Genomic DNA, 24,936 nt, shown 5'->3' with positions numbered 1-24,936 from the left:
TCCGCGGGGTTGGCCGATCCGTGAGGTTGCCGGGCAGTGGGTTGCCGTTCCGTGGAGCTGCCGGTCCGCAGGGCAGGCCCACCCGCGGGGCCGCCGATCTGAGGAGCCGCCGGGCCGCAAGGCGGGCCGATCCGCGGGGTTGGCCGATCCGCGAGGTTGCCGGGCAGTGGGTTGCCGTTCCGTGGAGTTGCCGGTTCGCGGGGCTGGCCGGTTCGTGGGCGGGGCTTGGCTGGGGAGCAGCGGCGACTACGCCACCTGCGGTTCAGCGCAGCAGTGCCACCGTGACCGCCGCCGCGGCGGTCAGTAGCGCGCCCCACCACGGCGCGCCCGCCATGAAGGCCAGCGCCAGTACGCCCAGGTCAGGGCCCCGAACCGTCTGCATGACCAACCGCAAGGGCAGCGCCCCGAACGGGGTGTCCACCGGCATCAGGTTGTCGTACGTCGGGGCTCGGCGGGTCATCGTGCGGACGGCGCACGCGGCCAGCACGGGCACGGTGACCAGCACCTCCGCCGGCCAGCCGCCGACCAGCCACACCGGCACCGCCCACACGCCCGCCACCACGACAGCCACCACGAGGTGGTGCCACCGCAACGCCACGTCGCCCAGGCCCACCCACCTGCGCCTCCCCGGCGAGCGCCACAGCTCCCCCAGCCCCGCGACCAGCGGCACCAGCGACGCGTACCCGAACACTGTGAACACCACCACGCCCGGCAGCGCCGGGAACGTCCGGTGCACCGCCACCGCCGTCACCGCGAGCAACACGGCCGTCGGGACGTGTCTTGCCCGGCCCAGCACGCCCAGCCAGGCCAGCCGGAGACCGCCGCTCACACGGAGGCGGCGGGCAGGGCGGGCGGCGGGCAGCAGCAGCGCCACGTCCATGAACTGCACACCGCTCACCCGCAGCACCCGGTCGCGCCACCCGTCGACCAGCTCGTGCCTGCCCGCGGCCGCGATCGGCGGCACGCCCGGGCGGAACCGGGTCGCGCCCGCCAGCGCCAGGGCCGCGGCCAGCACGAACAGCGGAATCGGGCCCGGTTCTGCGGTCACCGCCGTCGCCGCCAGGGCCAGTGGTACCACCCACTCCAGCCGTCGACGGGGCGTCCTCACCACCGCCAGTGCCAGGAAGGCCGCGCCCGCCAGGGCCGCCGTCCCGGCCAGGACCCACACGGCGGGCGCCGCGACCAGCGCGGCCAGTACCGCCAGCAGGTAGGCCAGCACGAGCACGCGACCGAGCCAGTGGCCCGTCAACCGTTGCGACACGATCGTCGCCCGGTCGGTGTCGGTGAAGTCACGCCACGTCAGGTCCGCCGGGTCGCGCCACACGAACGAGCGGGGCAGCAGTGTCCACCACGTGACCGCCGTGATCACCAGCAGCAACGCCAGCGGGTCGGCGCCGGAGCCGAGTTCAGCGCGCAGCTTGTCCAGGCGGAAGAACGCCATCGTCAGCACGCCGATCACCAGGAACGCGCCCAGCGTGCGTTCGTCGCCGGACAGCCAGCGGCGGGCGAACGCGGTCACGGGCGGCCGAGGCGCACCACGTGGTCCGCCACCTCCAGCAGCGGCGGGTGGTGCGTCGCCATCACCACCGTCCTGCCCGCGGCGCGTTCCCGCGCGACCAGCGTCGCCAGCCACTCCTTGCCCCGCACGTCCAGCGCCCGCTCCGGCTCGTCCAGCAGCAGCACGTCGTGCGGGCGGGCCACGGCACCGAGCAGGAGCAGGCGGCGGCGCTGCCCGGCGGACAGGTAGTAGGCGTGCACGTCGGCGCGTTCGGCCAGGCCCGCCGCGGCCAGCCAGTCGTCCGGGTCGTCGGGCGCGCCGAACGAACTCGTCAGCAGTTCCAGGTGCTGGCGGGGCGACAGCTCGACGAACAGCTCCGAGTCGTCGAGCAGGACCGACACCTTCCTGCGGAACGCGGCCGCCCGCTCGTCCGGCTCCCCGCCCGCGATCTCGACCGTGCCCTCGGTCGGGGCGCGCAGGCCGTACAGCAGGTGCAGGACGGTCGACTTGCCGCTGCCGTTGTCGCCCGCGAGCACGAGGCACTCGCCTGCCGCGACGTCCAGGTCCAGCCCTCGGAACAGCCACTGCTCGCCGACGTGCATGCCGAGCCCGGCGGCCTTGACCGTCACCGCTGCGGGCCGAGCAGGTCCGGGCGGTACATCCGCACCCACTGCCCCATGGCACCCCGCTCCCAGTCCGGGTCGATGCCGCTCAGCGGGATGGCCACCTCCGGACGGCCGTCGTGCGGGTGCACCGGCGCCATGGCGAGGTCCTGCCGCATCCAGCCGGGCGCGGTCGGCGGGATCACCCGCTGGCCCCAGCCGATGATGCCGTACGTCGTCACGGTGCCCGCGTTGCCGCGCATCGAGCCCCGGAAGCCGACCACGCTCGGGCTCGCCATCCGGCTCCTGACCTCACCGATGCGCGTGACGTCCGGCCAGCCGAGGCGGATCTGGAAGCCCAGCGTGTCGGCCAGCTCCACGCCGTGCTCGGAGAAGCGCACGACCGTGCCCTGCCTCATTCGGTCGAACTTGCCGTACAGGACCGCGACCAGCGCGCCGGTGCCTACCACCGCGGCGACGATGCCGCCGGCCAGTCCGGCCACGATCGAACCCAGCAGCAGCATCACGGCCGCGAAGAACACCAGCAGGAACACGAACGGCAGCACCATCCTGCCGAAGCCGCCGCCCGCCATGCGGAACTCCCGCGGCAGCGCCTGGTGTGGGTAGGTCACCCTCCCGAGGATGCCACGGCCATCACCGACTCGTAGGCGACGATCGTCTCGCGGAGCACCTCGTCGCCGGGGCGTGCCCACAGGCCCGCGTTGAAGACCTCGACCTCGATCGGGCGGTCGTAGCCGGTCGCGAGCACGGCCTCGACGAGCGGGGCGAAGTCGACGTGGCCGGTCCCCGGCAGCCCGCGGCCCACGAGCACGTCCGCCGGCAGCGGCACCACCCAGTCGGCCAGCTGGAAGCACGCGATCCGGTCGCCGTTCGCGCCGATCAGCGGCAGGACCTGCTCCTCCCACCACACGTGGTACGTGTCGAGCGTGATGCCCACCGCCTCGGGCGGGAACGGGGCGCACAGGTCCAGTGCGCCCGCCAGTGTCGCCACCACGCTGCGGTCCGCGCAGAACATCGGGTGCATCGGTTCCACGGCCAGCGTCACGCCGACGTCCAGCGCGTGCGGCGCCAGCGCCGCCAACCCGGCCGCGACCCTGGCACGGGCGTCGGCGAGCGTCCTCCCGAACAGCCCGCCGCACACCAGGACCAGCGCCGGGGCGCCGAGCTCCGCCGCCTCGTCGAGGGCACGGCGGTTGTCGTCCAGCCAGTCGTCGGCGCCGAAGAAGCCGCCCCGGCACAGCGACGTCACGCTCAGGCCCGCGTCCCGGACCAGGGAGACCGCGTTCCCGAGCCCGTACTCGGCGACCGGTTCGCGCCACAGGCCCACGTGCCGCACGCCCGTGGCCGCGCAGCCCTTGACGACCTCCTCGAGCGGCCAGTACTTCGCGGTGGCCTGGTTGAAGGACAGCGCTCTCACCGCGTCACCCCCGCCGTCGCGAAGAACGCCCGGGCCCGTGCCGCGGCCAGGTCGGCGTCGGGCAGCAGGCCCACCTCGTCCGCCAGCACCAGCAGCTTCGCCAGGTGCGCCACCGACCGGCCCGACTGCAGGCCGCCGACCATCACGAAGTGGTCCTGGTGGCCGGCCAGCCACGACAGGAACACGATGCCCGTCTTGTAGTACTGCGTCGGCGCGCCGAACAGGTGGCGTGCCAGCGGGACGGTCGGGTCGAGCACGGCGCGGAAACCGGACCGGTCACCGCGGTCGAGCTTGTGCAGCGCAGGGCCGACCAGCGGCGCGAGTGCGGCGAACACGCCGAGCAGCGCGTCGGAGTGGCCGTGCTCGTCGCCCGCGATGAGGCTCGGGTAGTTGAAGTCGTCGCCGGTGTACATGCGCACGCCGGACGGCAGCCTGCGGCGGAGCGCGATCTCGAACCGGTCGTCCAGCAGCGACATCTTGATGCCGTCCACCGTGGCCGCGTGGTCCTTGAGCAGCGACAGCACGGTGTCCGCGGCGGTCTCCGGGTCGGCCGAGCCCCAGTAACCCGCGAGCGCGGGGTCGAACATCGGGCCCAGCCAGTGCAGCAGCACCGGGTCGTCCACGTCGGACAGCAGCGCCGAGTACACCGACAGGTAGTCGTCGGGGCCCTTCGCGGCGGCCGCCAGGTGCCTGCTGCACATCAGCACCGGCACCGCACCCGCGTCGAGGACGTCCGCGAGCTGCTCCCGGTAGGCGTCCAGGACCTGCGGGACGGTGGGTGTCCCGGTCAGCTGGTCGGTCGCGACCCCCGCGACGATCCGGCCACCGACCGAGCGGGCCTCGGCCGCGCTGCGCCGCACCAGCTCACGCACGGCCGGGTAGTCCAGGCCCATGCCGCGCTGGGCGGTGTCCATGGCCTCCGCGACCCCGAGGCCGTTGCGCCACAGGTGGTGCCGGAACGCGAGCGTCGCGTCCCAGTCGAGGACCGCGGGCGCACCGGGCACGTTCTCGGCCAGGGGGTCGGCGACGACGTGCGCGGCCGCGTACGCGATCCGGCTGGTCGACGGGGCCACGGGGGCGCCGGAGACCGCCCTCCCCCGCAGCTCGTGACGGCCGCCGCCAGGCAGCACGAGCGAGGTCATGTCAGCTCCGGGATCTCGACGCGCCTGCCCTCGCTCGCCGCCCGCAGGCCCAGCTCGGCGAGCTGCACCCCCCGGGCAGCCGCCGCGAAGTCCCACGGGAAGGGCTCGCCGAGCACGACGTGGCGCAGGAACCGCTCCCACTGGACGCGGAACCCGTTGTCGAAGTGCTCGTTGTCCGGCACCTCGGCCCAGTCGCCACGCGCGTCGACGTTCGGCGGCGCGTCCGGGTCCCACACCGGCATCGGCGTCGCGGCCCGCGACTGGGCGCGGCAGCGGCGCAACCCGGCGACCGCGCTGCCGTGCGTGCCGTCCACCTGGAACTCGACCAGCTCGTCGCGGAACACCCGCACGCACCAGGACGAGTTGAACTGCGCCACCACCCCGTCGTCCAGCTCGAAGATCGCGTACGCCGCGTCGTCGGCGGTGGCCGCGTACTCCTCGCCGTTCTCGTCCCAGCGGCGCGGGATGTGCGTGCGGATGGTCGCCTGCACCGCGCGGACCGGCCCGAACAGGTTCTCCAGCACGTAGTGCCAGTGCGGGAACATGTCCAGCACGACCCCGCCGCCGTCCTCGGCCCGGTAGTTCCACGACGGCCGCTGCGCGCGCTGCCAGTCGCCCTCGAACACCCAGTACCCGAACTCGGCGCGGACCGACAGCACGCGGCCGAAGAACCCGCCGTCCACGAGCCGCTTCAGCTTCCGCAGCCCGGGCAGGAAGATCTTGTCGGCGACCACGCCGTTGCGGACCCCCGCCGCCTCGGCGGCACGCGCGAGGTCGAGCGCGCCCGCCAGGTCGGTGGCGAGCGGTTTCTCGGTGTAGACGTGCTTGCCGGCGTCGATGGCCTGCTTGACCGCCTTCTCGCGGCGCTGCGTGGTGATCGAGTCGAAGTAGATCTCGACGTCGTCGCGCGCGAGCGCCGCGTGCAGGTCCGTCGTCCAGTCGGACAACCCGTGCCGTGCCGCGATCTCGGCGAGCTTGCGCTCGTTGCGGCCGACCAGCACCGGCTCCGGCCACAGCACCGTGCCGTCCGGCAGCGGGAGGCCGCCGTCGTCGCGGATGGCCAGGATCGAGCGGACCAGGTGCTGGCGGTAGCCCATGCGCCCGGTCACGCCGTTGAGCACGATGCCGATCGACCTACGAGACATGTGATTACTCCTGATTGAACTAGTGTGACTCGTGCGCGCCGAGCAGGTTGCGGATCTCGCGGGTGAGCGACCCGAACCTCGGATCGGTCATCACCTGCGCGTAGTCCCGTTCCCTCGGCAGGCCGACCTCGAGGGTCCGCATCAGCCTGCCCGGGCGCGGGCTCATCACCTCCACCCGCGTGCCGAGGAACACGGCCTCGGCGATGGAGTGCGTGACCAGCAGGATCGTCGTGCCGGTCTCGCGCCAGATCTTGTTCAGCTCGGCGTTGAGCTGCTCCCGCGTGAGCGCGTCCAGCGCGCCGAACGGCTCGTCCATGAGCAGCACCGGCGGTTCGTGCAGCAGCGCGCGGCACAGCGCCACCCGCTGCTGCATGCCACCGGAGAGCTCGTGCGGCAGCGCCTTCTCGAACCCCTTCAGGCCGGTCAGCTCGATCAGCTCGTCGGCCCGCCGGGCCGCCTTCGCCTTGTCGAGACCGCGGATCTCAGCCTGCAGCAGGATGTTCTTCCGCACGCCACGCCACTCGAGCAGTGCGGAGCGCTGGAACGCGAACCCAATGTTCCGCTGTGGACCGTGCACGTCGGACCCGAACAGCGACACACCGCCGTCGCTGGGCTTCACCAGCCCGGCGATCACCTTGAGCAGCGTCGACTTCCCGCAGCCGGACGGGCCGACGATCGAGATGAACTCGCCCGCCTCGACCCGCATGGTCACGTCGTCGAGCGCGGTGGTGGTCGACCGCTTGGAGCGGAACCGCACCGAGAGGTTCCTGACGTCGACCGCGGTACCCGTGAGCACGCCCGTCATGAGCCGTCGCCCTTGGCCAGGCTGCCGTCCCAGTACTTCGCGGGGTCGCCCGCGTCCTTCAGGCCCGCGTTGTCGGCCATGATGCCGATCGTGTCGGCCCACTGCTCCTCGGTGTTGACGCCCGGCGAACCCGCCGTGTCCAGCTGCAGCAGCGGTTCCGCGAGCTTGAGCTGCTTGACGAGGACCTCCTCCGGCGGCTCGTTCTCCGCCAGGTCCACCATGGCCTTCGCGGCCTCCTCCGGGTTCTTCACGGCCTCGGCCCACGACTTCTGCGTGGCGCGGACGAACTTGCCGACCAGCTCCTTCTGCGAGGACAGCGTTTCGTCGCTCACCACGATGCCCAGCCCCATCAGGTTGAGCCCGGAGTCGGCGAACAGCAGGTGGTCCACCTTCTTGCCGGTGCGGGCCTCGATGGTCGGGCCCTGGTCGTGGAAGAAGCCCATGATCGCGTCGACCTGGCCCTCCGCGAGCTGCGCGATCTTGTTGGCGGCGTCCATGTTCACGACCGTCACGTCCGACGGCTGCATCCCGTTCGCCGCCAGCAGCGCCGGGAACGTCGCGTACATGGCGTCACCAGGGGTGCCGCCGACGCGCTTGCCCTTGAGGTCCTTGATGGACGTGAAACCCTTGTCCGCCAGGAACTCCACGGACGCCGGGCCCTTCTGCAGGAACACGCCCACGCTCTTCACCGGCATGCCGGTGCTGATCGCGTTGAGCAGCGGCGGTGTGTCGGCCCAGCCGAACGTGGTCTGCCCCTGCGCGACCGCCTTGATCGTGTTGCCGGACCCGCTGCCCGGCTCGATCTTCAGGTCGATGCCCTCGTCGGCGTAGTAGCCCTTCTGGATGCCGTAGTAGAACGGCGCGTGCTCGCCGTAGGGCACCCAGTTGAGGGTGAACGTGACCTCGGTGGCGTCCGCGGGCGCGTTCGTGCCGCCGCCGGAGTCGCCGCTGTCCTGCCCGCCCGGGGCGCACCCCGCGATCAGCAGGGCCGCTGCGGCTGTTCCTGTCAGTAAACGCTTCATTGGGTTGCCTCTCAGGAAGTGGTGAGCGGGGTCGCGGACCGGCGGCTGGCGTGCCACGGGATGAGCAGCGCCTCCAGCACCTCGACGATCACGAACAGGAGGATGCCGATGAGCGACATGAGGATCAGCGCGGCGAACAGCAGGGGCGCGTCCAGGTTGCCGTTCGCGATCATCAGCTGGTAACCGAGGCCCTCGCTGGCGCCGACGAACTCGCCGACCACCGCACCGACCACGGCGAGCGTCACCGCCACCTTCTCGCCCGCCATCAGGTGCGGCAGCGCGTTCGGGAAGCGGATCTTGCGGAACGTCTGCCACCGGCTCGCACCCATCGTGGCGGACAGCTCCAGCAACTCGGGATCGGTCGACCGGAGGCCCGCGACCCCCGAGACGACCACCGGGAAGAACGCGATCAGCACCGCCAGGATGATCTTCGGGGCGAGGTCGTTGCCGAACCACACCACGATCAGCGGCGCGATCGCGATCTTCGGGATCACCTGTGCGAACAGGACGATCGGGTAGAGCGTCTTCTCCAGCGTCCTCGAGTACGCGATCGCCACGGCGGTCGCGAGGCCGAGCACGCTCGCCAGCAGGAAGCCGACGACCGTCTCGTACAGCGTGACGTAGGAGTGGTACATCAGCGAGGACCAGTCGTCGACCGTCCGCTCCCACACCTGCCCCGGTGTCGGCACGAGGTAGTTCGCGACCCAGCCCTGCGCGGTCACCACCCACCACGCCACGAAGATCAGCGCGAGCAGCACGACCGGCCGCCACATCGCGTCGAGGAAGCGCAGCAGCCGCGCGCCGATGTCGATCCGCCTGACGGGCTCGGGCGCCTGCGCCGGCGGCGCCGGATCGGCCCTGGTCTCGTTGGTCACAGTCATTCTTCCTCCGAGCCGAACTCGAACCAGTCCACGTTGAACAGGTCGCCGGTCACGCCGGGATTCCTTGCCACCAGGAACAACTCGTGCGTGCTCCCGGGGTCGACGACCGGGGTGCGCACCTCGGTCCACGTCTGCCCGCCGCCGGTCACCGGTACCGCGACCGAACCCAGCAACGGACCGTCCGGCGCGCCGAACCGGACCTCGATCGTCCCCCCGCCTGTGCTGCCGGCGACCCGGAACGTCAGGCTGCCCACGTGCCGCAGGTGCACGGGTGTCACGCTGAGCCAGTCCCCGTCGGACACCCCGGAGACCAGGCCGCCGCCCTCGCTGTTGCGCACCACGCGGACACCGCTCGCCCGGTCGTAGTGCTCGGCCTCCTTGCGCCGCGGCTGCAGGGTGACGCGGTCGCGGTCGGTCAGCCGCGGGCGGCCCGTGTCGGTGTAGGTCGCCTCGAGGACGTACGTCAGGTCGTCGGCCGCGGTGTGCCCGTCGACGATCGACGGCACCAGCGCACCGGCGCAACCGCGGGTGCCGCTCACCGGGTGCACCTGACGTGCGTGCCCCACACCGCCGGTGACCAGCGGCTCCTCGCAGTCGACGCCGCCGTCCGGGTCGGTGACGCGCGCCTGGTACGGGATCGGCACGCCCCAGTCGAAGACCTCGCCGTCCAGCGGCGACCGGAGGCTGACCTTCGGCGCCGTGTTGCCGACGGTCACCCTGACGTTGACCGGCTCCCGGCGGCCCGTCGGGTCGGTGACGATCAGGCGGGCCAGGTGGGTGCCGTTCGCCGTGAACGTGTGCACCGGGTTCGCCGCGGTCGAGTCGATCCGGCCGTCGCCGTCGAAGTCCCACTCGTGCGTGAGGGGCCGGCCGTCGGGGTCGGTCGACTTGTCGGTGAACCGGACCGTCAGCGGCGCCTTCCCCGAGGACGGGCTGGCCGTGGCCTTCGCGAAGCGGGCCAGGCCCGCATCGGTGAACAGGGCCGCGTCGTCGGACACGACGACCTCGAAGCCGTGCTCGGCGCCCAGCTCGGTGATCGCCTGCCGGCCAGCGGGGATGGCGTCGTGGTGGTAGCCGTTGACCTTGTCGAACACGAGCACGGTGAAGCGGGGCGCGGCGGTCGCGGCCGGGGCCAGGACGGTGCCGAGCACCAGGGCTGTCACCAACGCGAGTACGCGTCTGCGGTGTCGCACGAAAGTCCTCCCGCCGGGGGCCGCGTTGCCAGGCAAGCGCTTTCCTAGGATGCTATTTGTCCGAACCGGCCGGAGGCAAGGGCTTTCCTGTGATCAGTCGTAACGGTAGGTGTTCAAGAGCCCGCACATCCCGAGACGACCTTCCTCGTCCGGCCCCGGCTTGCCGCTCACGCGGGATTCACGCAGGTGGGCCGGGTTGCCGTCGATCAAGGCGGCGATCTGGCGGCCGGTCCGCTCCGCCGCCTCGCGGGCACCGCTCTCCCACCGCTCGCGCCAGTCGTCGAGGAGCGGTTGCTTGAGCTTCATCGCCGCCGCGTAGAACTCGTCGAGGAGACCGCCCTCCCGCAGCTCGTGGAAGCCCTGAACGGCGAGGTCGCGGCGGCGGTAGGCGGTCGTGACGTCCGTGCCGGGCGCGCCGCCGTCCGGGAGGGCGCACGCCGCGGCGTACCGCTCGGGGTCGCGGACGACGTCGAGCGGGAAGGTGAGCACCGCGTCGCCCGCCTCGGGGAGGCCGCTGTTGCTCATCAGGACGATGATCTCCAGATCGCCGTCGTTGACGAGGCGGTGGATCGTGCCGGGCGTGAACCAGAGGACGGTGCCGGGGCGCAGGTCGTGCTCGGCGAAGCCGTCCTGGCCGGAGAGCGTCTGCACGCGGCCCGCGCCGCCGACGACCACGTACGCCTCGGTGCAGCAGAGGTGCAGGTGTGGCGTGCCGCCGTGGAGGCCGTCGGGAGTGACGGTGTCGTATACGCAGAGTTTCGAGACGCCTACCGCACCCGGCAGTGGATCACGCATCGGTACCCCTCGGCGTGGCGGCCTTGCTGTCGCGGGGCCGCACAATGGACACTGGCGGTAATCACGCCTGCCGGCGCGGGGAAAGGGCTTTCCCTTGTAGTCTGACGCTAGGCGGGCAAGGAACGGGTGTCAACGGCGGAGGTCTGGCATGGCGACGCTTGCCGATGTCGCGCGCAAAGCCGGGGTTTCTGCCGCGACCGTGTCACGGATCGTGAACGGCAGCCCCAAGATCGTGTCCGAGGAGCTGCGCGAGCGGGTGCTGCGCGCGGTGCAGGAGCTGCAGTACGTGCCGAACGCGCACGCGCAGCTGCTGGCGCGCTCCCACCGGACGACCGTGGGGGTGATCGTCCACGACGTGTCGGACCCCTACTTCGCGGAGATCACCCGCGGCCTGCAGCGGGTCGCGTCGGAGCAGGGCAGGCTGGTGATCATCTGCAACTCGTACCGCGACCCGGACCGTGAGCTGGAGTACGTGGAGCTGCTGCGTGCCCACCAGGTCGAGGCGATCATCCTGGCCGGGTCCGGCTACCACGACCCGGCGTTCACGAAGTCGCTGAACGCGAAGCTGTCGGCGTACATGGCGACCGGCGGCCGCGTGTCCGTGGTCGGCCGCCACAAACTGGCGGGCGACGCGGTCATGCCGGCGAACGAGGAGGGCGGCTACCTCATCGGGGCGGCGGTCTTCGCGGCCGGGCACCGGCACGTGGGTGTCGTGGCGGCCCCGAAACAGCTCACGACGACGACCGACCGCCTGGCCGGCCTGCGCCGGGCGGCCCGCGAGCACCACCGCACGCTGCCCGCGAAGCGGATCGAGTACGCGGAGTTCGACCGCGACGGCGGCGCCGTCGCCACCGCGGCCCTGCTGGACGCGGACCCGCGCCTGACCGCGATCATCGCCTTGAACGACTCGATGGCCATCGGCGCCCTGTCGGTCCTGCGCGAACGAGGCCTGTCGGTCCCGGGCGACGTGTCCGTGGTGGGCTTCGACGACATGCCCATCGCCCGCGACGTCACCCCACCCCTGACCACGGTCCGCCTCCCCCTGGTGGAAATCGGCGCCCGGGCAATCACCCTGGCCCTGGACACCCCACAGGAGTCCCCCCGCGTGGAAGAGGTCTCAGCAGAGGTGATCCACCGCGAGTCCCTGGCCCCACCCAAGCCCTAACCCCGCGAGTCCCGCTCTCAAACACCGCGAGTCACGCTCTCGTGCACACCGAGTTGCCGGTTTCGTGCACATCAAGATCGGCACGAAACTGACAACTCGGTATGCGTGAGCGCGAGACTCGCGAGGTCAGGCCGGGAGGATGGCGTACTGGCGCAGGCAGAGGTCCGGGTAGGTGACCGGGCCGCGGGGGCCGGGGACCTTGTCGATGTTGATGCCCGTTTCCGGGACGGCCAGCAGTTTGAAGCCGTCCAGCAGGCGGGTCGTCGCGTTCCAGAAGACGCCCGTGCCGGTGTAGGCGTCCATGAACGCGGTCGCCGTGGTCTCCGACGTGGTGACGATCGACGCGGCCAGCCCCGACGTCTCGGCGTTCGCGACCTCGGCCGCCTCCTGCGCCGACGACACCGGCAGCACCGTCACGGTCGCCTCGCGGTCCGAGTCCAGCGCCCACTCGTACCCGATCGGGTGGTTATGGGGCGGCAAGGACACCGCGATGCGCAGGTCCGCAAGCGTTTGCGTGACCCGGGGCAGGAGCGACTCGTACAGCGACGAGTGGATCAGCAGCAGGTTCAGCCGGTTGCACACGCCCAGCCGGTCCACACTGTCCTCGACCAGCGACAACGCGCGCTCGACGTCCGCGTCGACGTCGACGTACAGCACGCCGCCGCCGTCCGCGTGCGCCAGCGTGCGCACGCCGTGCCGGGCGGCCTCCTCGCCGAGCGTGCGGGTGGTGTCGCCGCTCCCCCGCAGGATCACGAGCGGGATGTGCGCCGGCTGCGACACGAGCGCGGTCGCGGCAGCACGGTCCGGGGTCGGCACCAGCTGGATGGCGGCGGGGTCGAGCCCGGCGTCCGTCAGCGCGGGCGCGACGACGTGCTCGAGCAGCGCGGTGGCCGAGCCCAGCGCGGCGCCCCCGGTGCGCAGCACCCCCGCGTTCCGCGACTTGACCAGCTGCGACGCGACGTCGACGGTCACGTTCGGCCGGGCCTCGTAGTTCGCGCCGATGACCCCGACGGGACGGCGGCGCTCGTACAGCTTCAGCCCACCCGGCAGGTCACGCACGAACTCCGATCGCGGCGGGTGCGGCGTGGACGCGAGCAGGTCCAGCGCGGCGGCCATCGACTCGAGCCGCTCCGGCGACAGGCGCAGCCGGTCGAGCAGCCCGGCGCTCATCCCCGACTCCTGGGCCGCCGACACGTCGGCCTCGTTGGCGGCCATGAGCACGTCGACCGAGGCGCGCAGGTGGGAGGCCATCGCGGACAGGGCGCCGTCGATCGTCGCGTCCGGCGCGGTGGCCAACGACGGCGCGGCGCGGTACGCGGCCTGTGCACACGACGCGACAGCGGACGAAACGGACTCGGACACCACAGTCATGTGCCAAGTCTGCCTCACCCGAGAAGCCAGGCCGCCGCGAGTGCCAGTGCGCCGACGTTGACGAAGAAGAACATGCCGACCCACAGCAGCCCTGGCGCGCCGGTGAGCCGCGCGAGCTGGTCGGCGTCGGAGTCCCGCGCCCAGCCGCGGCGCCGCTTGCTCTGCAGTTCCCCGACCGGACGGACCCCGCCGAGCAGCAGGAACCACGTGATCAGGTGCGCGAACGCGGCCTGCACCGGCGGCGGCGTCCACCACGCGATGCCGAACAGCACACCGCCGGTGAGCAGCACGGAGAAGAAGCCGTAGACGTTGCGGACCATGACCAGCACGCCGAGCAGCAGCACGCCGCACACCACGAGGACCGTGCCGGTCAGCCCGCCGCCGACGAGCGCGGCGAACCCGAGGCCGAGCAGCGAGGGCGCGAGGTACCCGGCGAGCGCGGTCGACACCATGCCCGGCCCGTACGGCTTGCCGCGGGTGAGGGTGAGCCCGGACGTGTCCGAGTGCAGGCGGATCCCCGACAGCCGGCGGCCCACGAGCACGGCGACGAGCGCGTGCCCGGCCTCGTGCACGATCGTGATCACGTTGCGGGCGGGCCGCCACAACTCGCTGAAGGTCACCACCACGAGCGCGAGCACCCCGGTCACGACCACGGCCGCCTGATCGTCGAGCACGTCCACGCGGCACAGCGGACCACACCCGCGGTGCGATCGCTGTGAGCGGTGCCCGCACACGCGCCGCACATTCGTGATCACCGCACCGTTCCGCCACGATAGAGTGAGCCGCTTCTTTTGCGGGCTCCTAGGGGGATTCAGCGGTGGTGGGGCCTGTGGCCGGGATCGTCCGGCGCGCGCAGGGGATCGAGCCGGGCACGGCCGTGCTGGTCGCCGGGCTGGGTCTCGCGCTGTACCTCCAGGGGGCCTTCACCCCGGTCGCGCAGGCGCTGGTCGCGGTGACCGTCGCGGTGGCGGCGGTGCTCGCGTCCGGTCAGGCGACGATCACACGGCGGGACGTGCCGGTGGTCGCGGCCGCGGGTGCGCTCGCGTTGTGGGCGCTGCTGGCCGGCGTGCTGACCGGGCACGTGCTGTCCGGCGCCCGGTACGCCCTCCTGATCGCCGGGGTGCTCGCCGTCGCCCACACGTGCCGCAGGCTCGCGCACCCGTCGCTGACCGCCTGCCTGCTCGCGATCTGCTGCGCGGTCGCCGCGGTGGGCTGGTTCGGGGTCGTGGTGCACCACCCCACCTGGAGTTTCCTCAGTCCCGGCATGTGGCGTGCCTCGTCGACGCTGACCTACCCGAACGCGACGGCCGCGGTGCTGGCGATGGCGGCGCTCGTCTGCTTCTCCGTCCGTGCCCGCGACGCCGGGCCGAGGTGGCCGGGGTACGTGGGCACGGCGCTGGTCACCGGCATGGCGGCGACGCTCTCCCGCGCGGGCATCGGCGCGTTCGTGCTCGGCCTGGCGGTGCTCGCGTTCAGCCTCGGCCCCCGGCCGCTGTGGCGGGCCGCGGCGGCGCCGGTGTGCGGCGCGCTGGTCGCGACGGCCGGGCTCGTGCCGTCGATCGTGCCTGCCACGCCGTCGTTCGGCACGGTCGCGGTCGCCTGCGTGGCCGCGGCGGCGGGACTGGCTGTCGGTGGCCGGGCCGCCGGGCGCTGGACGTCGATCGCGCTCGGCGCCGCGGTGGTGGTGGCGGCCGGTGCCGGGGTGTGGCGGCTGGGTTCGCGGTTCAGCCTCGACTCGCCGGACCGGTGGGGCGCGGTCGAGGCCGCGTGGCAGGTGTTCACCAGCCACCCCGTGACGGGCGCGGGCCCTGGCCTGGCGCGGCTCGTGCTGGCACGCGAACAGGGCGGCACGGCCGTGTACCTGTTCGCGCACAACGAGTACGTGCAGCTCCTGGCCGAGCTGGGGCTCGTCGGGGGACTCCTGCTGGCCGCGTTCCTGGTGCTGGTGCTGCGGCGGTTGTGGGGTGACCCGCGGGCGGCCGGCGCGCTCGCGGCGGTGGCGGCACTCGCCCTGCACGCCGGTTTCGACTTCGTGTGGCACGTCCCGGCCGTCCCGCTCCTCGCGGCGGCGTTCGCGGGCGTGGCCACCGGTTCCGGTGAACAACGAGGAAGGGAAACAGAGTGATCAGCAAGAGAATCAAGGCGGCTGCCTCCGCCGTCACCGTTGCCGGCGCGGTAGTCGCCGCGATCGTGGTCCCGGCGACCAACGCCGTGGCCTACAACTCGGGCGGCCTGGTGCTCGACGTGATGGTCCAGTCGCCGGGCCAGCTGCTCGCGCGGGGGGCCGCGGTGTCGGTGCCGGTCTCCTACACGTGTTCCGGCGCGTCGCAGTACGCGGCGCTGTACGTGTCGGTGGCGCAGCGGGTGGGCGGGAAGGCGAGCGCCACCGGCGACGGCGCCGTGCGCACCCTGACCTGCACCGGCGAGATCCAGAACGTCTCCGTGGAGGTGCTGGCGTCGGGGGGCCAGGCGTTCACGCGGGGTGAGGCGTTCGTGCAGGCCCGCATCAGCGACTGCTACAGCGTCTGCGGCGACGAGTACGACAGCCGCACGGTGACGTTCGAGCGCTGAACCGCTGTCCGGGTGGCCGCCGAGTCCCGCGGCCACCCGGACCGGGCGGTCACCGCCGGACCAGGCCGTCCTCGGGGCGCCAGCTGAACGGCTGCGCCAGCGACCTGACGAACAGCGACTTCGGCAGTGCCCGCAACGCGGCGTTCCGCAGCACGCGTGCGGGCGCCCACGTCAGGTGCGAGATGTCCCGGCTCAGCAACGCCTTGCGCCACAACGCCTGCGTGCGCGGCCGCCGCAGCTCGTCGTACCGCCGCAGTGCCGTCGCGAGGTCGGGCTGCGTCTCCACCGCCACCGACAGCGTGGCCGCGTCCTCGAGGGCCTGGCAGCCGCCCTGCCCGATGTTCGGCGTCATCGCGTGCGCCGCGTCCCCGACGAGTGCGACCGGGCCGCGCACGTACGCCGGCAGCTTCGGCAGGTAGTGGATGTCGTTGCGCAGCACCTGGTCCTCGGTCGCGGCGGCCAGGATCTCCGGGATCGGCGCGCACCAGTCGCCGAAGCGGCGGCGCAACTCGGCCAGCTCGCCGTCCGGGCTGCGGCCCCCCGCGGGCACCGTGGCCGTGCCGAAGCAGTACACGCGGTCACCGGACATCGGGAACACGCCGAACACCGCGCCGGGGCCCCACGTCTCCGCCCACGCCGTCACGCCGGCGGGCGCGGGCATGATCAGCCGCCACACCGTGTTCCCGGAGTACCTCGGCGGCGCCGCGTCCGGCCACAGTGCCCGCCGGACCGCGCTGTTCAGGCCGTCCGCGCCGACCAGCAGGTCCGCCGACAGCTCGCCGCCGTCGTGTGCCACGATCGCGCGGTCGCCCTCGATCCGGGCGCCGGTCACCCGCACGCCGGGCAGCTGGCAGTTGTCCGAGACCTGCGCGAGCAACGCGTTGCGCAGGTCGTGCCGGTGCGCGACGGTCGCCTGTGCCGTGTACTCGGAGACGTCCTCCATCCGCACGATCCACCGGCCGCGCCAGTCGCGCAGCCCGCCCGCGGCGCCGAGCCGGCCGGCCGGGACTGCCGCCCCCACCGCCTCGAGAGCGCGGAACGCGTTGGGCCACAACGAGATCGCCGAGCCCACGACGCCGAACTCGGCGGTCTGCTCGAGCACCGTGACGTCCCAGCCCTGCCAGGACAAGCCGGCGGCGACGGCCAGTCCACCGATCCCCCCGCCCGCGACGATCGCTTCCATGACGACCCCCTCCTCTACAGATGTAGTGGACTCTACACCCGTAGAGTGTCGGCATGGCAGACCGGCGAACCGTGATCGCGGACGCGGCCATCGCGACCCTCGCGCGCGAGGGCATGCGCGGGTTCACCCACCGCGCCGTCGACCGCGCGGCCGGCCTGCCGGAGGGCTCGACCTCGTACTACTTCCGCACCCGCGAGGCGCTGATGTTCGCCGCGCTCGCGCGGATGGCCGAGCTGGACGCGGCCGACGTCGGCGACATCCCGGCACGCGGCGCCACGGCGGACCTCGACACGCTCACCGACCTGGTGACCGGCTTCGTGCGGACCTGGCTGACCACCGGCCGCGAACGCACGCTCGCCCGTTACGAGCTGACGCTCGAGTCGACGCGCCGCCCCGAGCTGCGCGCGAAGATGGTCGAGCACGGGTCGCGGTTCCGGGTCATGGCGGAGACGACCATCGCCGCCGCGGGGGCGAGCGACCCGGAACGGCGCGGCCGCACGCTGGTCGCCTACCTCGACGGGCTGGCCATGCACCACCTGACCCGCGGCGGCGCCGGCGATGACGACCTGCGGGCGGCGTGCCGGGATCTGCTCACGATGGCGCTAGCGTGACCGGCATGGAGCACGTGAGCTACGCGGTGTCCGACGGCATCGCGACGGTGACGCTGGACCGGCCCGAGGCGCGCAACGGCTACACGGTGACGATGGCGGACGAGCTGGCGGCCGCGTTCGACGAGGCCGACCGCGACCGGGCCGTCCGCGTGGTGGTCCTGACCGGTGCGGGCAAGGACTTCTGCGTCGGCGCCGACCTCTCCGCGGGCGGCCTCGACCTGTCCGCGGACGGGTCGCAGGAATGGCACGAGCCCGCGGGCCGCTGCTCGATGCGGATCTTCGCGATGAACAAGCCGGTCATCGCGGCCATCCGGGGCGCGGCCGTCGGCGCCGGGTCGACGATCATCCTGCCCGCGGACTTCCGGCTCGCCGCGACCGACGCGCGCTTCGGCTTCGTGTTCTCGCGGCGCGGCCTGTACCCGGAAGGCGCGTCGACGTGGTTCCTGCCGCGGCTCGTCGGGCTGGGCCGGGCCATGGACTGGATGGTGAGCGGCCGGGTGTTCGACGCCGCCGAGGCCCACGCGGCGGGCATGGTGACCGCGCTCCACGAGCCGGACGAGGTGCTCGACAAGGCCTACGAGCTGGCCCGCGAGCTGATCAGGACCACGGCGCCGGTGTCCGTGGCGGTGATCCGGCAGCTGCTCCACCGGGCGGCGCCGCTCGACTCGCCGTTCCCCGTGCGCAGCCTCGACTCCCGGCTGATCGCGGGCAGCGCGAGCAACCCCGACACCGTCGAGGGCATCATGTCGTTCCTGCAACGGCGCGATCCACAGTGGACTCAACAGGTGCCGGACGACCTGCCGGACTACCTGCCCTGGCTGGGCGGACAGGGGTGACCCCGCCGCCCACGCGGAGCGTTGTTGACCGGTCGCCAATAGTGACACCGGCCGCCGAATGTCGTCAATGCCCGGTTTGGCGTGGACGCGGCACTGCCCTGGTGCTTACGATCACGCCCTATTCGGGGGACCGACCCGGCGCATCGGAGCGTGGCACATGACTGAGACATCCCCCTTGCCGCACACGTTGTGCGCGTCCTTCCAGGAGTTCGTCCGGAAGACGCCAGGCGAGGTCATCATCCGCACACCCGGCGGCGGCACCGTGATCACCTGGCGCGAGTGGGACCGGCGGGTGCGCAGGCTCGCGGCCGGGCTCGCAGCCGTCGGCGTCAAGCGCGGTGACACGGTCGGGCTGATGCTCAGCAACCGGCCGGAGTTCCACCTCGTGGACGCGGCGGCCCTGCACCTCGGCGCGACGCCGTTCTCGATCTACAACACCTCGACGCCCGAGCAGATCGCGTACCTGTTCGGCAACGCGGGCAACACGGTCGTCTTCTGCGACGAGCGGTTCCTCCCCCGCGTCCAGGAGGCGGGCGGGGGCGTCACGCACATCGTGTGCGTCGACGACGTGTCCGATGTGGACGGTGTGCTGTCGCTCGCCGACCTGGAGGACCGGGGCGACCCGGACTTCGACTTCGACGCCGCGTGGCAGGCCGTCGAGCCGTCCGACCTCGCGACGATCATCTACACCTCGGGCACCACGGGCCCGCCGAAGGGCGTCGAGCTGACGCACGCGAACGTGATCGCCGAGGCCGACGCGGTGCGGGTGCTGTTCGACGCGCGCGCAGGCGACAAGGTCATGTCCTACCTGCCCGCCGCGCACATCGCCGACCGCGTGACCTCGCAGTACTTCGCGATCCTGTTCGGCATCCAGGTCACGTGCGTCGCGGACCTGACCAAGCTCGCCGAGGCGCTGAACGACGTGCGGCCGCAGACGTTCTTCGCCGTGCCGCGCGTGTGGCAGAAGCTGAAGGCCGCGATCGACATGGGGCTGGCCGCGGAGCCGAGCGGCGCCAAGCGGCGGATCGCGACGTGGGCCATCGAGACCGGCATCAAGGCGGCGCGGCACAAGCTGGCGGGCAAGCCGCTCCCGCCGGTGCTCGCGGCGCAGCACCGGGTGGCGGACAAGCTCGTGCTGTCGAAGCTGCGCCACAAGCTCGGGCTCGACCAGGTCAAGGGCCCGGCGTCGGGTGCGTCGGCGATCTCCGCGGAGATCCTGGAGTTCTTCTGGGGCCTCGGCATCCCGGTGTACGAGGTGTGGGGCATGTCGGAGACCGGCGGTGCCACCACCGCGAACGCGCCGGGCCAGACGAAGCTCGGCACGGTCGGGCGCGCGGTGCTCAACATGGAGATCAAGATCGCCGACGACGGCGAGCTGCTCACCAGGGGCCCGACGATCATGCGCGGGTACCGCAACGACCCGGAGAAGACGGCGGAGACCATCGACGCCGACGGCTGGCTGCACACCGGCGACATCGCGGAGATCGACGCGGACGGGTACGTCAAGATCGTCGACCGCAAGAAGGAACTGATCATCAACGCGTCGGGGAAGAACATGTCCCCGTCCAACATCGAGAACGCGATCAAGGCGGCGACGTCGCTCGTCGGCCAGGTGGTCGCGATCGGCGACGACCGGCCCTACGTGGCGGCGCTCGCGGTCCTCGACCCGGACGCGGCGGCGGCGTTCGCGGCGCAGCACGGTTTCGGCGGCGCGTCACCGGAGGAGCTGGTGGCGCACCCGGAGATCCGGGCAGCGGTCCTGGCCGGGCTCAAGGAGGGCAACGAGAAGCTGGCCCGCGTGGAACAGGTGAAGCGCCTGCGCCTGCTCCCGTCGCCGTGGGAGCCGGGCGGCGAGGAACTCACCCCGACGATGAAGCTCCGCCGCAAGCCGATCGCGAAGAAGTACGCGGCGGAAATCGACTCCCTCTTCGCGGAAACCCCGGACGAAACCATCCTCCAGCCCTGACCCCGGCTCTCGAACCTCGCGAGTCACGCTCTCAGACATGCCGAGTTGTCAGTTTCGTGCACATGGGTACCTGCACGAAACTGACAACTCGGTGTGCGCGAGAGCGTGACTCGCGGGGTTCAGGCTGCCTTGAGGCCGGTTTCCGTCAGGACGTGGGTGGGGGCCTGCGAGGTGGGGTGGTCGTCGTGGCGGGACAGGACCTGGGTGGCGCCCGTCAGGAGGGCCGCGCTCAGGGTGACCGGGTCGTAGGACGAGGTGGTCGTCAGGACCACCGCGTCCGCCGTCAGGTTGACCGCCGCCGCACGGACCTTCAGCTCCTGGTGCGTCAGCAGACCGGACAGGATGGCGGCCGGTTCGCGTTCGTCGCGGTCGCGGGGTTCGACGAGCAGCGCACCGCCGGTCGACAGCTCCGCGCACGTCAGCACCCCCGGCTCGGCGGGTGCGTCGAGCAGCAGCACCAGTTCCAGGGTGTCCGGCAGCACCGGCCGCACCCGCTCGTACATCGCACGGCCGAGCACCACCGCACGCGCCTTCGTCACGGCGAGGAAGTCGGCGAAGACGTCGGCGGGCATGTCCGGGTCGACCGGCGCCGCGACGTTGCCGCTGCGGACGATCGCGTAGAACGCCGTCGGGAAGTGCGTGCCGGGCAGCGCGGCCACCGCCACGGTCAGCCCGTCGCCGCCGAGCCGCTGCCGCAGGCCGAACGCGAGGCGCGACACGGCACGGTCCAGCTCGGCGAACGTGACCGTCGTGCTGGTGGTGCGCAACGCCGCCCGGTCGGGCCAGGCCGCCGCCGCGAGGCTGGGCAGCACGTCGGCCGAGCCGACCGGCAGGTCTGCGAACGAAGTCATCAGGAGGCCTCCCTCTCCGGGGCCGCACTGTCCGAACGGGACTGGAGCAGGTAGGGCACGGAACCGTACTCCGCGGTCCGCCGCAACGACTCGAGCATCGCGCTGCCGACGGCGGTGATCTGCCGCGCGGCCTCGGCCGCGGTCTCCGCGCTGTCGTCAGCGACGCTGTAGTAGTGGTCGAGCGCCACCACGACGCCGACCGCCTTCGTCTCCACCCGCCAGAGCCCGGCCATCGACCTGAGCGGCGCGGGCGGGTCGAGCCGCCGGTACCGCACCTGCAGCCGCTTCTGGTTCGCCTCGCGCACCGAGATCCAGGAGTTGCCCGAGCGCTCGACGATCCGGAACCGCTCGCAGGCCCGGTCGATCCCGAGTGGCTCGACCGCGGCCACCGAGTCGAACACCGACGGCCAGCCCTCGATGTCGGCGACCAGCTCGTACACGCGCTTCGGCAGGGCGGCGACCTTGACCCGCTGGCGTGTCGTCCAGATCCTCAGTTCCGCCATGGCTCCGCTCCTTCCGCATCTCCCAGTGGCAAGGCTTCCTGTGAGTTTCCTCACCGCCACTGGAAGGCAGCTCGAAGGCTGCTCGACAGGTGGTCCTCATCCTGGCCACTCGTGGTAAAGGGACCGCTACCGCATGTTTTCGTGTGTGTTGCGAGCGTGGCTCGAGGCGCCGGTCGCATCCTGGCGACGAACGCGGTGAAGGAGGCCGAGATGACGCATCATGGCGTGCCACGCAGCCTCACCCCGACGGTCGTCACCGTGGACGCGGGGCCGGCCGCGCGGAGGCGTTTCCACGCGCTCATCGTGCGCGCGTACCGCGACTGGGAGTCGGGTACGCGCGGTCCGGTGTGGCTGCGGTGTTCAGCCGACCGTCCAGGTGTCGGCCCCGCGGAGGAGTGACCGCAGGTCGGCCTGCTTCGCCTCGGTCGCGGCCCGCACCTGCGCGCGGGCCTGGTCGTCGTACGCGGGCCGGTCGACGTTGCGGTAGACGCCGGTGACCGTGTACCGCAGGTCCTGTGTGGACAGGCGGGAGAGCGCGAACGCGTAGGCCGGGTCCTCGGCCGACGCGTCGTGGACGACCACCCGGTCGGGGTCGTGGGGTCCGACCTCCAGGCCGCCCCGGTCGTTGCGCAGCACGGCGAGCGCTCCGTCCGGTCCGAACCGGATCGGTTTGCCGTCCTCCAACGGGATGAGGCGTTGTTCTTTCTCGCCGGGTTCTTTGAGGACGTCGAAGGCGCCGTCGTTGAAGATGGGGCAGTTCTGGTAGATCTCGACCAGGGCGGAGCCGCGGTGTTGTGCGGCGGCGGTGAGGATGGAGGTGAGTTGGGCGCGGTCGTTGTCCAGCGTCCGCGCCACGAACGTGGCTTCCGCGCCAATCGCGAGGGAGAGCGGGTTGAACGGGTGGTCCAGTGAGCCCATGGGAGTGGACTTGGTGAGTTTCCCGGTCTCCGACGTCGGCGAGTACTGCCCCTTGGTGAGGCCGTAGATGCGGTTGTTGAACAGCAGGATCTTGAGGTTCACGTTGCGGCGCAACGCGTGGATCAGGTGGTTACCGCCGATGGAGAGCGCGTCGCCGTCACCGGTCACGACCCACACCGACAGGTCCGGTCGCGTCACCGCGAGACCGGTGGCGATCGCGGGGGCGCGGCCGTGGATGGAGTGCATGCCGTAGGTGTTCATGTAGTACGGGAACCGGGACGAGCACCCGATACCGGAGATGAACACGATGTTCTCGCGCTTGAGCCCGAGCGTGGGCAGGAACGACTGCATGGCGTTGAGCACCACGTAGTCCCCGCAGCCCGGGCACCAGCGCACTTCCTGGTCGGACTTGAAATCCTTCGGCTTGAGCCCCAGCTCCAGGTCCACAGTGGTCATCAGGCTGCCTCCGCGAGCGTCGTGCCCAGGTATCGCCCGAACACGTCGACCAGCTCCGACTCCATGAACGGCGTGCCGGCCACCTTCGTGTACGACACCACGTCCACCAGGTACCTGGCCCGCAGCAACAGCGCCAGCTGCCCCAGGTTCATCTCCGGCACGACGACCGTGCCGTACCGCTTGAGCACCTCGCCCAGGTTCGCCGGGAACGGGTTGAGGTGCCGCAGGTGTGCCTGCGCGATCCGCTGACCGCGCTTGCGGAGGGCCCGGCACGCGGCCCCGATCGGGCCGTACGTCGATCCCCAGCCGAGCACCAGCACGTCCGCACGGTCATCGGGGTCCTCGACCACCAGGTCCGGCACCGCGATTCCGTCCACCTTGGACTGTCGCAACCGGACCATGCGGTCGTGGTTGTCCGGGTCGTAGGAGATGTTGCCCTTGCCGTCGGCCTTCTCCAGCCCGCCGATCCGGTGCTGCAGACCCGGCGTGCCCGGGATCGCCCACGCACGCGCGAGGGTCTCCGGGTCGCGGACGTACGGCCAGTGCTCGCCGTCCGGCCCGTTGGGTTCCGTCTCGAACGTGACCGACAGGTCCGGCAGGTCGTCGACGTCCGGCACCAGCCACGGCTCCGACCCGTTCGCGATCGCGCCGTCCGAGAGGACCAGCACCGGCGTCCGGTACGTCAACGCGATCCGGGCCGCGTCGATGACCACGTCGAAGCAGTCCCCCGGCGACTGCGGCGCCAGCACCGGCACCGGCGACTCACCGTTGCGGCCGTGCAGGGCCTGCAGCAGGTCGGCCTGCTCGGTCTTCGTCGGCAGACCGGTCGACGGGCCGCCGCGCTGCACGTCGATCACCAGCAGCGGCAGCTCCTGCATGACCGCGAGCCCGATGGTCTCGGACTTCAACGCGATGCCCGGCCCGGAGGTCGTGGTGACGCCGAGCGCGCCGCCGTACGACGCGCCGAGCGCCGCGCCGACCCCGGCGATCTCGTCCTCCGCCTGCATCGTGATCACGTTGAAGTTCTTGTGCTTGGACAGCTCGTGCAGGATGTCCGACGCCGGCGTGATCGGGTAGCTGCCGAGGAACACCGGGAGCTTGGCGCACTGCCCGGCCGCGACGATGCCGTACGACAGGGCGAGGTTGCCGGTGATCTGGCGGTACTCCCCCGGGGGGAACGACGCGGGCGCGACCTCGTAGGTGGTGGCGAACGCCTCGGTGGTCTCGCCGTAGTTCCAGCCCGCGCGGAAGGCCAGGATGTTGGCCTCGGCGATGTCGGGCTTGCGGGCGAACTTCTCCCGCAGGAACCGCTCGGTGCGCTCGGTCGGCCTGCCGTACATCCAGGAGAGCAGGCCGAGCGCGAACATGTTCTTGCAGCGCTCGGCGTCCTTCTTCGACAGGCCGGTGCCCTCCAGCGCGCCCTGCGTGAGCGTCGCCATCGCGACGGGCAGCAGGTGGTAGGCGTCGAGCGAGCCGTCCTCGAGGGGGTTCGCGTCGTAGCCGACCTTGCCGAGGTTGCGCTTGACGAACTCGTCGGTGTTGACGAGCACGGTCCCGCCCGGCGGCACGTCCCCGATGTTGGCCTTGAGCGCCGCCGGGTTCATGGCGACGAGCACGTCCGGCCGGTCGCCCGGGGTCAGGATGTCGTCGTCCGCGAAGTGCAGCTGGAACGACGAGACCCCCGGCAGCGTGCCCGCAGGCGCGCGGATCTCGGCGGGGAAGTTGGGCAGCGTGGCAAGGTCGTTGCCGAACGCCGCGGCCTCGGAGGTGAACCGGTCACCGGTGAGCTGCATCCCGTCACCCGAGTCCCCGGCGAACCTGATCACCACCCGGTCAAGCTGCACCCGTCGCGCGGGTTCTCCTCCGGTGATCACCAGCCAAGTGTGTGCGCCCCTGACAGAGCCCGGGACGAATCCGACTAGAGCCCCCGCGAGTCCCGCCCCCCGAAACCCGCGAGTCACGCCCTCAAACAGCGCGAGTCGCG

Annotated in this window: 24 protein-coding genes; 6 read left to right on the top strand and 18 right to left on the bottom strand. The window is 71.9% G+C overall.

The genetic code is table 11. The features are described 5' to 3' along the window. Window positions 1–262 precede the first annotated feature (262 nt). The 11 genes from ACYQ77_RS05495 to ACYQ77_RS05445 all read right to left on the bottom strand — a co-directional run bounded on the left by ACYQ77_RS05495 (window position 263) and on the right by ACYQ77_RS05445 (window position 10,521). Window positions 263–1,519 (bottom strand): hypothetical protein, encoded by a 1,257-nt coding sequence (locus tag ACYQ77_RS05495; RefSeq protein ID WP_459707968.1) that lies wholly within the window; start codon window positions 1,517–1,519, stop codon window positions 263–265. Further along, entirely contained in the window at window positions 1,516–2,127 is a 612-nt protein-coding gene (locus tag ACYQ77_RS05490; protein WP_459707966.1) for an ABC transporter ATP-binding protein, read from the bottom strand. The genes ACYQ77_RS05495 and ACYQ77_RS05490 overlap by 4 nt, the downstream gene beginning before the upstream one ends. Continuing rightward, the gene (locus ACYQ77_RS05485) at window positions 2,124–2,732 is read right to left on the bottom strand and encodes a hypothetical protein (protein ID WP_459707965.1); all 609 of its coding nucleotides are present in this window, start codon (window positions 2,730–2,732) and stop codon (window positions 2,124–2,126) included. The genes ACYQ77_RS05490 and ACYQ77_RS05485 overlap by 4 nt, the downstream gene beginning before the upstream one ends. Next, entirely contained in the window at window positions 2,729–3,538 is an 810-nt protein-coding gene (locus ACYQ77_RS05480) for a sugar phosphate isomerase/epimerase family protein (RefSeq protein ID WP_459707963.1), read from the bottom strand. The genes ACYQ77_RS05485 and ACYQ77_RS05480 overlap by 4 nt, the downstream gene beginning before the upstream one ends. After that, window positions 3,535–4,680: a dihydrodipicolinate synthase family protein gene (locus ACYQ77_RS05475; RefSeq protein ID WP_459707961.1), complete on the bottom strand. Its 1,146-nt coding sequence runs from the start codon at window positions 4,678–4,680 to the stop codon at window positions 3,535–3,537. Before ACYQ77_RS05475 ends, ACYQ77_RS05480 begins: the two co-directional genes overlap by 4 nt. Continuing rightward, the gene (locus tag ACYQ77_RS05470) at window positions 4,677–5,825 is read right to left on the bottom strand and encodes a Gfo/Idh/MocA family protein (protein WP_459707960.1); all 1,149 of its coding nucleotides are present in this window, start codon (window positions 5,823–5,825) and stop codon (window positions 4,677–4,679) included. Before ACYQ77_RS05470 ends, ACYQ77_RS05475 begins: the two co-directional genes overlap by 4 nt. A gap of 19 nt (window positions 5,826–5,844) precedes the next feature. Further along, a complete protein-coding gene (locus ACYQ77_RS05465; RefSeq protein ID WP_459707958.1) occupies window positions 5,845–6,630 on the bottom strand; it encodes an ABC transporter ATP-binding protein in 786 nt (261 codons plus the stop codon). After that, on the bottom strand, window positions 6,627–7,652 hold the full coding sequence (locus ACYQ77_RS05460; protein ID WP_459707956.1) for an ABC transporter substrate-binding protein: 1,026 nt from the start codon (window positions 7,650–7,652) through the stop codon (window positions 6,627–6,629). Before ACYQ77_RS05460 ends, ACYQ77_RS05465 begins: the two co-directional genes overlap by 4 nt. A gap of 11 nt (window positions 7,653–7,663) precedes the next feature. Continuing rightward, a complete protein-coding gene (locus ACYQ77_RS05455) occupies window positions 7,664–8,533 on the bottom strand; it encodes an ABC transporter permease (RefSeq protein WP_459707955.1) in 870 nt (289 codons plus the stop codon). Then, complete coding sequence (locus tag ACYQ77_RS05450) at window positions 8,530–9,696, bottom strand: carbohydrate-binding protein (RefSeq protein ID WP_459707953.1); 1,167 nt, start codon at window positions 9,694–9,696, stop codon at window positions 8,530–8,532. Before ACYQ77_RS05450 ends, ACYQ77_RS05455 begins: the two co-directional genes overlap by 4 nt. Window positions 9,697–9,819: 123 nt before the next feature. Then, complete coding sequence (locus tag ACYQ77_RS05445) at window positions 9,820–10,521, bottom strand: cupin domain-containing protein (RefSeq protein WP_459707952.1); 702 nt, start codon at window positions 10,519–10,521, stop codon at window positions 9,820–9,822. A gap of 148 nt (window positions 10,522–10,669) precedes the next feature. Here ACYQ77_RS05445 and ACYQ77_RS05440 point away from each other — a divergent pair, with 148 nt between their 5' ends. Next, a complete protein-coding gene (locus ACYQ77_RS05440; protein ID WP_459707950.1) occupies window positions 10,670–11,686 on the top strand; it encodes a LacI family DNA-binding transcriptional regulator in 1,017 nt (338 codons plus the stop codon). Window positions 11,687–11,812: 126 nt separating this feature from the next. On the opposite strand, the gene ACYQ77_RS05435 is transcribed toward ACYQ77_RS05440, so the two are convergent. Continuing rightward, the gene (locus tag ACYQ77_RS05435; RefSeq protein WP_459707949.1) at window positions 11,813–13,057 is read right to left on the bottom strand and encodes an aldehyde dehydrogenase family protein; all 1,245 of its coding nucleotides are present in this window, start codon (window positions 13,055–13,057) and stop codon (window positions 11,813–11,815) included. A gap of 14 nt (window positions 13,058–13,071) precedes the next feature. After that, a complete protein-coding gene (locus tag ACYQ77_RS05430; protein ID WP_459707948.1) occupies window positions 13,072–13,737 on the bottom strand; it encodes a M50 family metallopeptidase in 666 nt (221 codons plus the stop codon). Between the two features lie 149 nt (window positions 13,738–13,886). Here ACYQ77_RS05430 and ACYQ77_RS05425 point away from each other — a divergent pair, with 149 nt between their 5' ends. Together ACYQ77_RS05425 and ACYQ77_RS05420 are read left to right on the top strand one after the other, a co-directional pair. After that, window positions 13,887–15,182, top strand: coding sequence for an O-antigen ligase family protein (locus ACYQ77_RS05425; RefSeq protein WP_459707947.1), 1,296 nt, complete (start codon window positions 13,887–13,889; stop codon window positions 15,180–15,182). Beyond that, window positions 15,179–15,628, top strand: a complete 450-nt coding sequence (locus tag ACYQ77_RS05420) for a hypothetical protein (RefSeq protein WP_459707946.1) — start codon at window positions 15,179–15,181, stop codon at window positions 15,626–15,628. Before ACYQ77_RS05425 ends, ACYQ77_RS05420 begins: the two co-directional genes overlap by 4 nt. A 49-nt stretch (window positions 15,629–15,677) precedes the next feature. Here ACYQ77_RS05420 and ACYQ77_RS05415 read toward each other — a convergent pair whose 3' ends face one another. Next, window positions 15,678–16,811, bottom strand: coding sequence for an FAD-dependent monooxygenase (locus ACYQ77_RS05415; protein ID WP_459707945.1), 1,134 nt, complete (start codon window positions 16,809–16,811; stop codon window positions 15,678–15,680). Between the two features lie 53 nt (window positions 16,812–16,864). On the opposite strand from ACYQ77_RS05415, the gene ACYQ77_RS05410 reads away from it, so the two are divergent. From ACYQ77_RS05410 to ACYQ77_RS05400, 3 genes are all read left to right on the top strand, one after another. Further along, window positions 16,865–17,422 (top strand): TetR/AcrR family transcriptional regulator, encoded by a 558-nt coding sequence (locus ACYQ77_RS05410; protein WP_459707944.1) that lies wholly within the window; start codon window positions 16,865–16,867, stop codon window positions 17,420–17,422. A 5-nt stretch (window positions 17,423–17,427) separates the two neighbouring features. After that, window positions 17,428–18,258 carry an enoyl-CoA hydratase-related protein gene (locus ACYQ77_RS05405; RefSeq protein ID WP_459707943.1) on the top strand — a complete coding sequence of 277 codons (831 nt, stop codon included), beginning with the start codon at window positions 17,428–17,430 and terminating at the stop codon, window positions 18,256–18,258. A gap of 157 nt (window positions 18,259–18,415) precedes the next feature. Continuing rightward, window positions 18,416–20,224 carry an AMP-dependent synthetase/ligase gene (locus ACYQ77_RS05400; protein ID WP_459707942.1) on the top strand — a complete coding sequence of 603 codons (1,809 nt, stop codon included), beginning with the start codon at window positions 18,416–18,418 and terminating at the stop codon, window positions 20,222–20,224. Between the two features lie 119 nt (window positions 20,225–20,343). On the opposite strand, the gene ACYQ77_RS05395 is transcribed toward ACYQ77_RS05400, so the two are convergent. The 4 genes from ACYQ77_RS05395 to ACYQ77_RS05380 all read right to left on the bottom strand — a co-directional run bounded on the left by ACYQ77_RS05395 (window position 20,344) and on the right by ACYQ77_RS05380 (window position 24,826). Beyond that, window positions 20,344–21,075, bottom strand: a complete 732-nt coding sequence (locus ACYQ77_RS05395) for an AMP-binding protein (RefSeq protein ID WP_459707941.1) — start codon at window positions 21,073–21,075, stop codon at window positions 20,344–20,346. Further along, complete coding sequence (locus ACYQ77_RS05390) at window positions 21,075–21,578, bottom strand: SRPBCC family protein (RefSeq protein WP_459707939.1); 504 nt, start codon at window positions 21,576–21,578, stop codon at window positions 21,075–21,077. Before ACYQ77_RS05390 ends, ACYQ77_RS05395 begins: the two co-directional genes overlap by 1 nt. A 360-nt stretch (window positions 21,579–21,938) precedes the next feature. Beyond that, window positions 21,939–22,952 (bottom strand): 2-oxoacid:ferredoxin oxidoreductase subunit beta, encoded by a 1,014-nt coding sequence (locus ACYQ77_RS05385; RefSeq protein ID WP_459707938.1) that lies wholly within the window; start codon window positions 22,950–22,952, stop codon window positions 21,939–21,941. After that, complete coding sequence (locus ACYQ77_RS05380) at window positions 22,952–24,826, bottom strand: 2-oxoacid:acceptor oxidoreductase subunit alpha (RefSeq protein WP_459707937.1); 1,875 nt, start codon at window positions 24,824–24,826, stop codon at window positions 22,952–22,954. Before ACYQ77_RS05380 ends, ACYQ77_RS05385 begins: the two co-directional genes overlap by 1 nt. Between the last annotated feature and the right edge of the window lie 110 nt (window positions 24,827–24,936).

The sequence above is a fragment of the Actinophytocola sp. KF-1 genome, assembly GCF_054661535.1.
Note: the sequence above shows the minus strand (reverse complement) of the source record. Positions and strands in the feature narration are given on the sequence as shown.

Excerpts from the sequence above, each read along its gene's own strand:
- ACYQ77_RS05460 (WP_459707956.1), bottom strand. The coding sequence starts at position 7,652 with ATGAAGCGTTTACTGACAGGAACAGCCGCAGCGGCCCTGCTGATCGCG.
- ACYQ77_RS05470 (WP_459707960.1), bottom strand. The coding sequence starts at position 5,825 with ATGTCTCGTAGGTCGATCGGCATCGTGCTCAACGGCGTGACCGGGCGC.
- ACYQ77_RS05445 (WP_459707952.1), bottom strand. The coding sequence starts at position 10,521 with ATGCGTGATCCACTGCCGGGTGCGGTAGGCGTCTCGAAACTCTGCGTA.
- ACYQ77_RS05405 (WP_459707943.1), top strand. The coding sequence starts at position 17,428 with ATGGAGCACGTGAGCTACGCGGTGTCCGACGGCATCGCGACGGTGACG.
- ACYQ77_RS05435 (WP_459707949.1), bottom strand. The coding sequence starts at position 13,057 with ATGACTGTGGTGTCCGAGTCCGTTTCGTCCGCTGTCGCGTCGTGTGCA.
- ACYQ77_RS05455 (WP_459707955.1), bottom strand. The coding sequence starts at position 8,533 with ATGACTGTGACCAACGAGACCAGGGCCGATCCGGCGCCGCCGGCGCAG.
- ACYQ77_RS05390 (WP_459707939.1), bottom strand. The coding sequence starts at position 21,578 with ATGGCGGAACTGAGGATCTGGACGACACGCCAGCGGGTCAAGGTCGCC.
- ACYQ77_RS05475 (WP_459707961.1), bottom strand. The coding sequence starts at position 4,680 with ATGACCTCGCTCGTGCTGCCTGGCGGCGGCCGTCACGAGCTGCGGGGG.
- ACYQ77_RS05440 (WP_459707950.1), top strand. The coding sequence starts at position 10,670 with ATGGCGACGCTTGCCGATGTCGCGCGCAAAGCCGGGGTTTCTGCCGCG.
- ACYQ77_RS05395 (WP_459707941.1), bottom strand. The coding sequence starts at position 21,075 with ATGACTTCGTTCGCAGACCTGCCGGTCGGCTCGGCCGACGTGCTGCCC.
- ACYQ77_RS05410 (WP_459707944.1), top strand. The coding sequence starts at position 16,865 with ATGGCAGACCGGCGAACCGTGATCGCGGACGCGGCCATCGCGACCCTC.
- ACYQ77_RS05400 (WP_459707942.1), top strand. The coding sequence starts at position 18,416 with ATGACTGAGACATCCCCCTTGCCGCACACGTTGTGCGCGTCCTTCCAG.
- ACYQ77_RS05385 (WP_459707938.1), bottom strand. The coding sequence starts at position 22,952 with ATGACCACTGTGGACCTGGAGCTGGGGCTCAAGCCGAAGGATTTCAAG.
- ACYQ77_RS05415 (WP_459707945.1), bottom strand. The coding sequence starts at position 16,811 with ATGGAAGCGATCGTCGCGGGCGGGGGGATCGGTGGACTGGCCGTCGCC.
- ACYQ77_RS05465 (WP_459707958.1), bottom strand. The coding sequence starts at position 6,630 with ATGACGGGCGTGCTCACGGGTACCGCGGTCGACGTCAGGAACCTCTCG.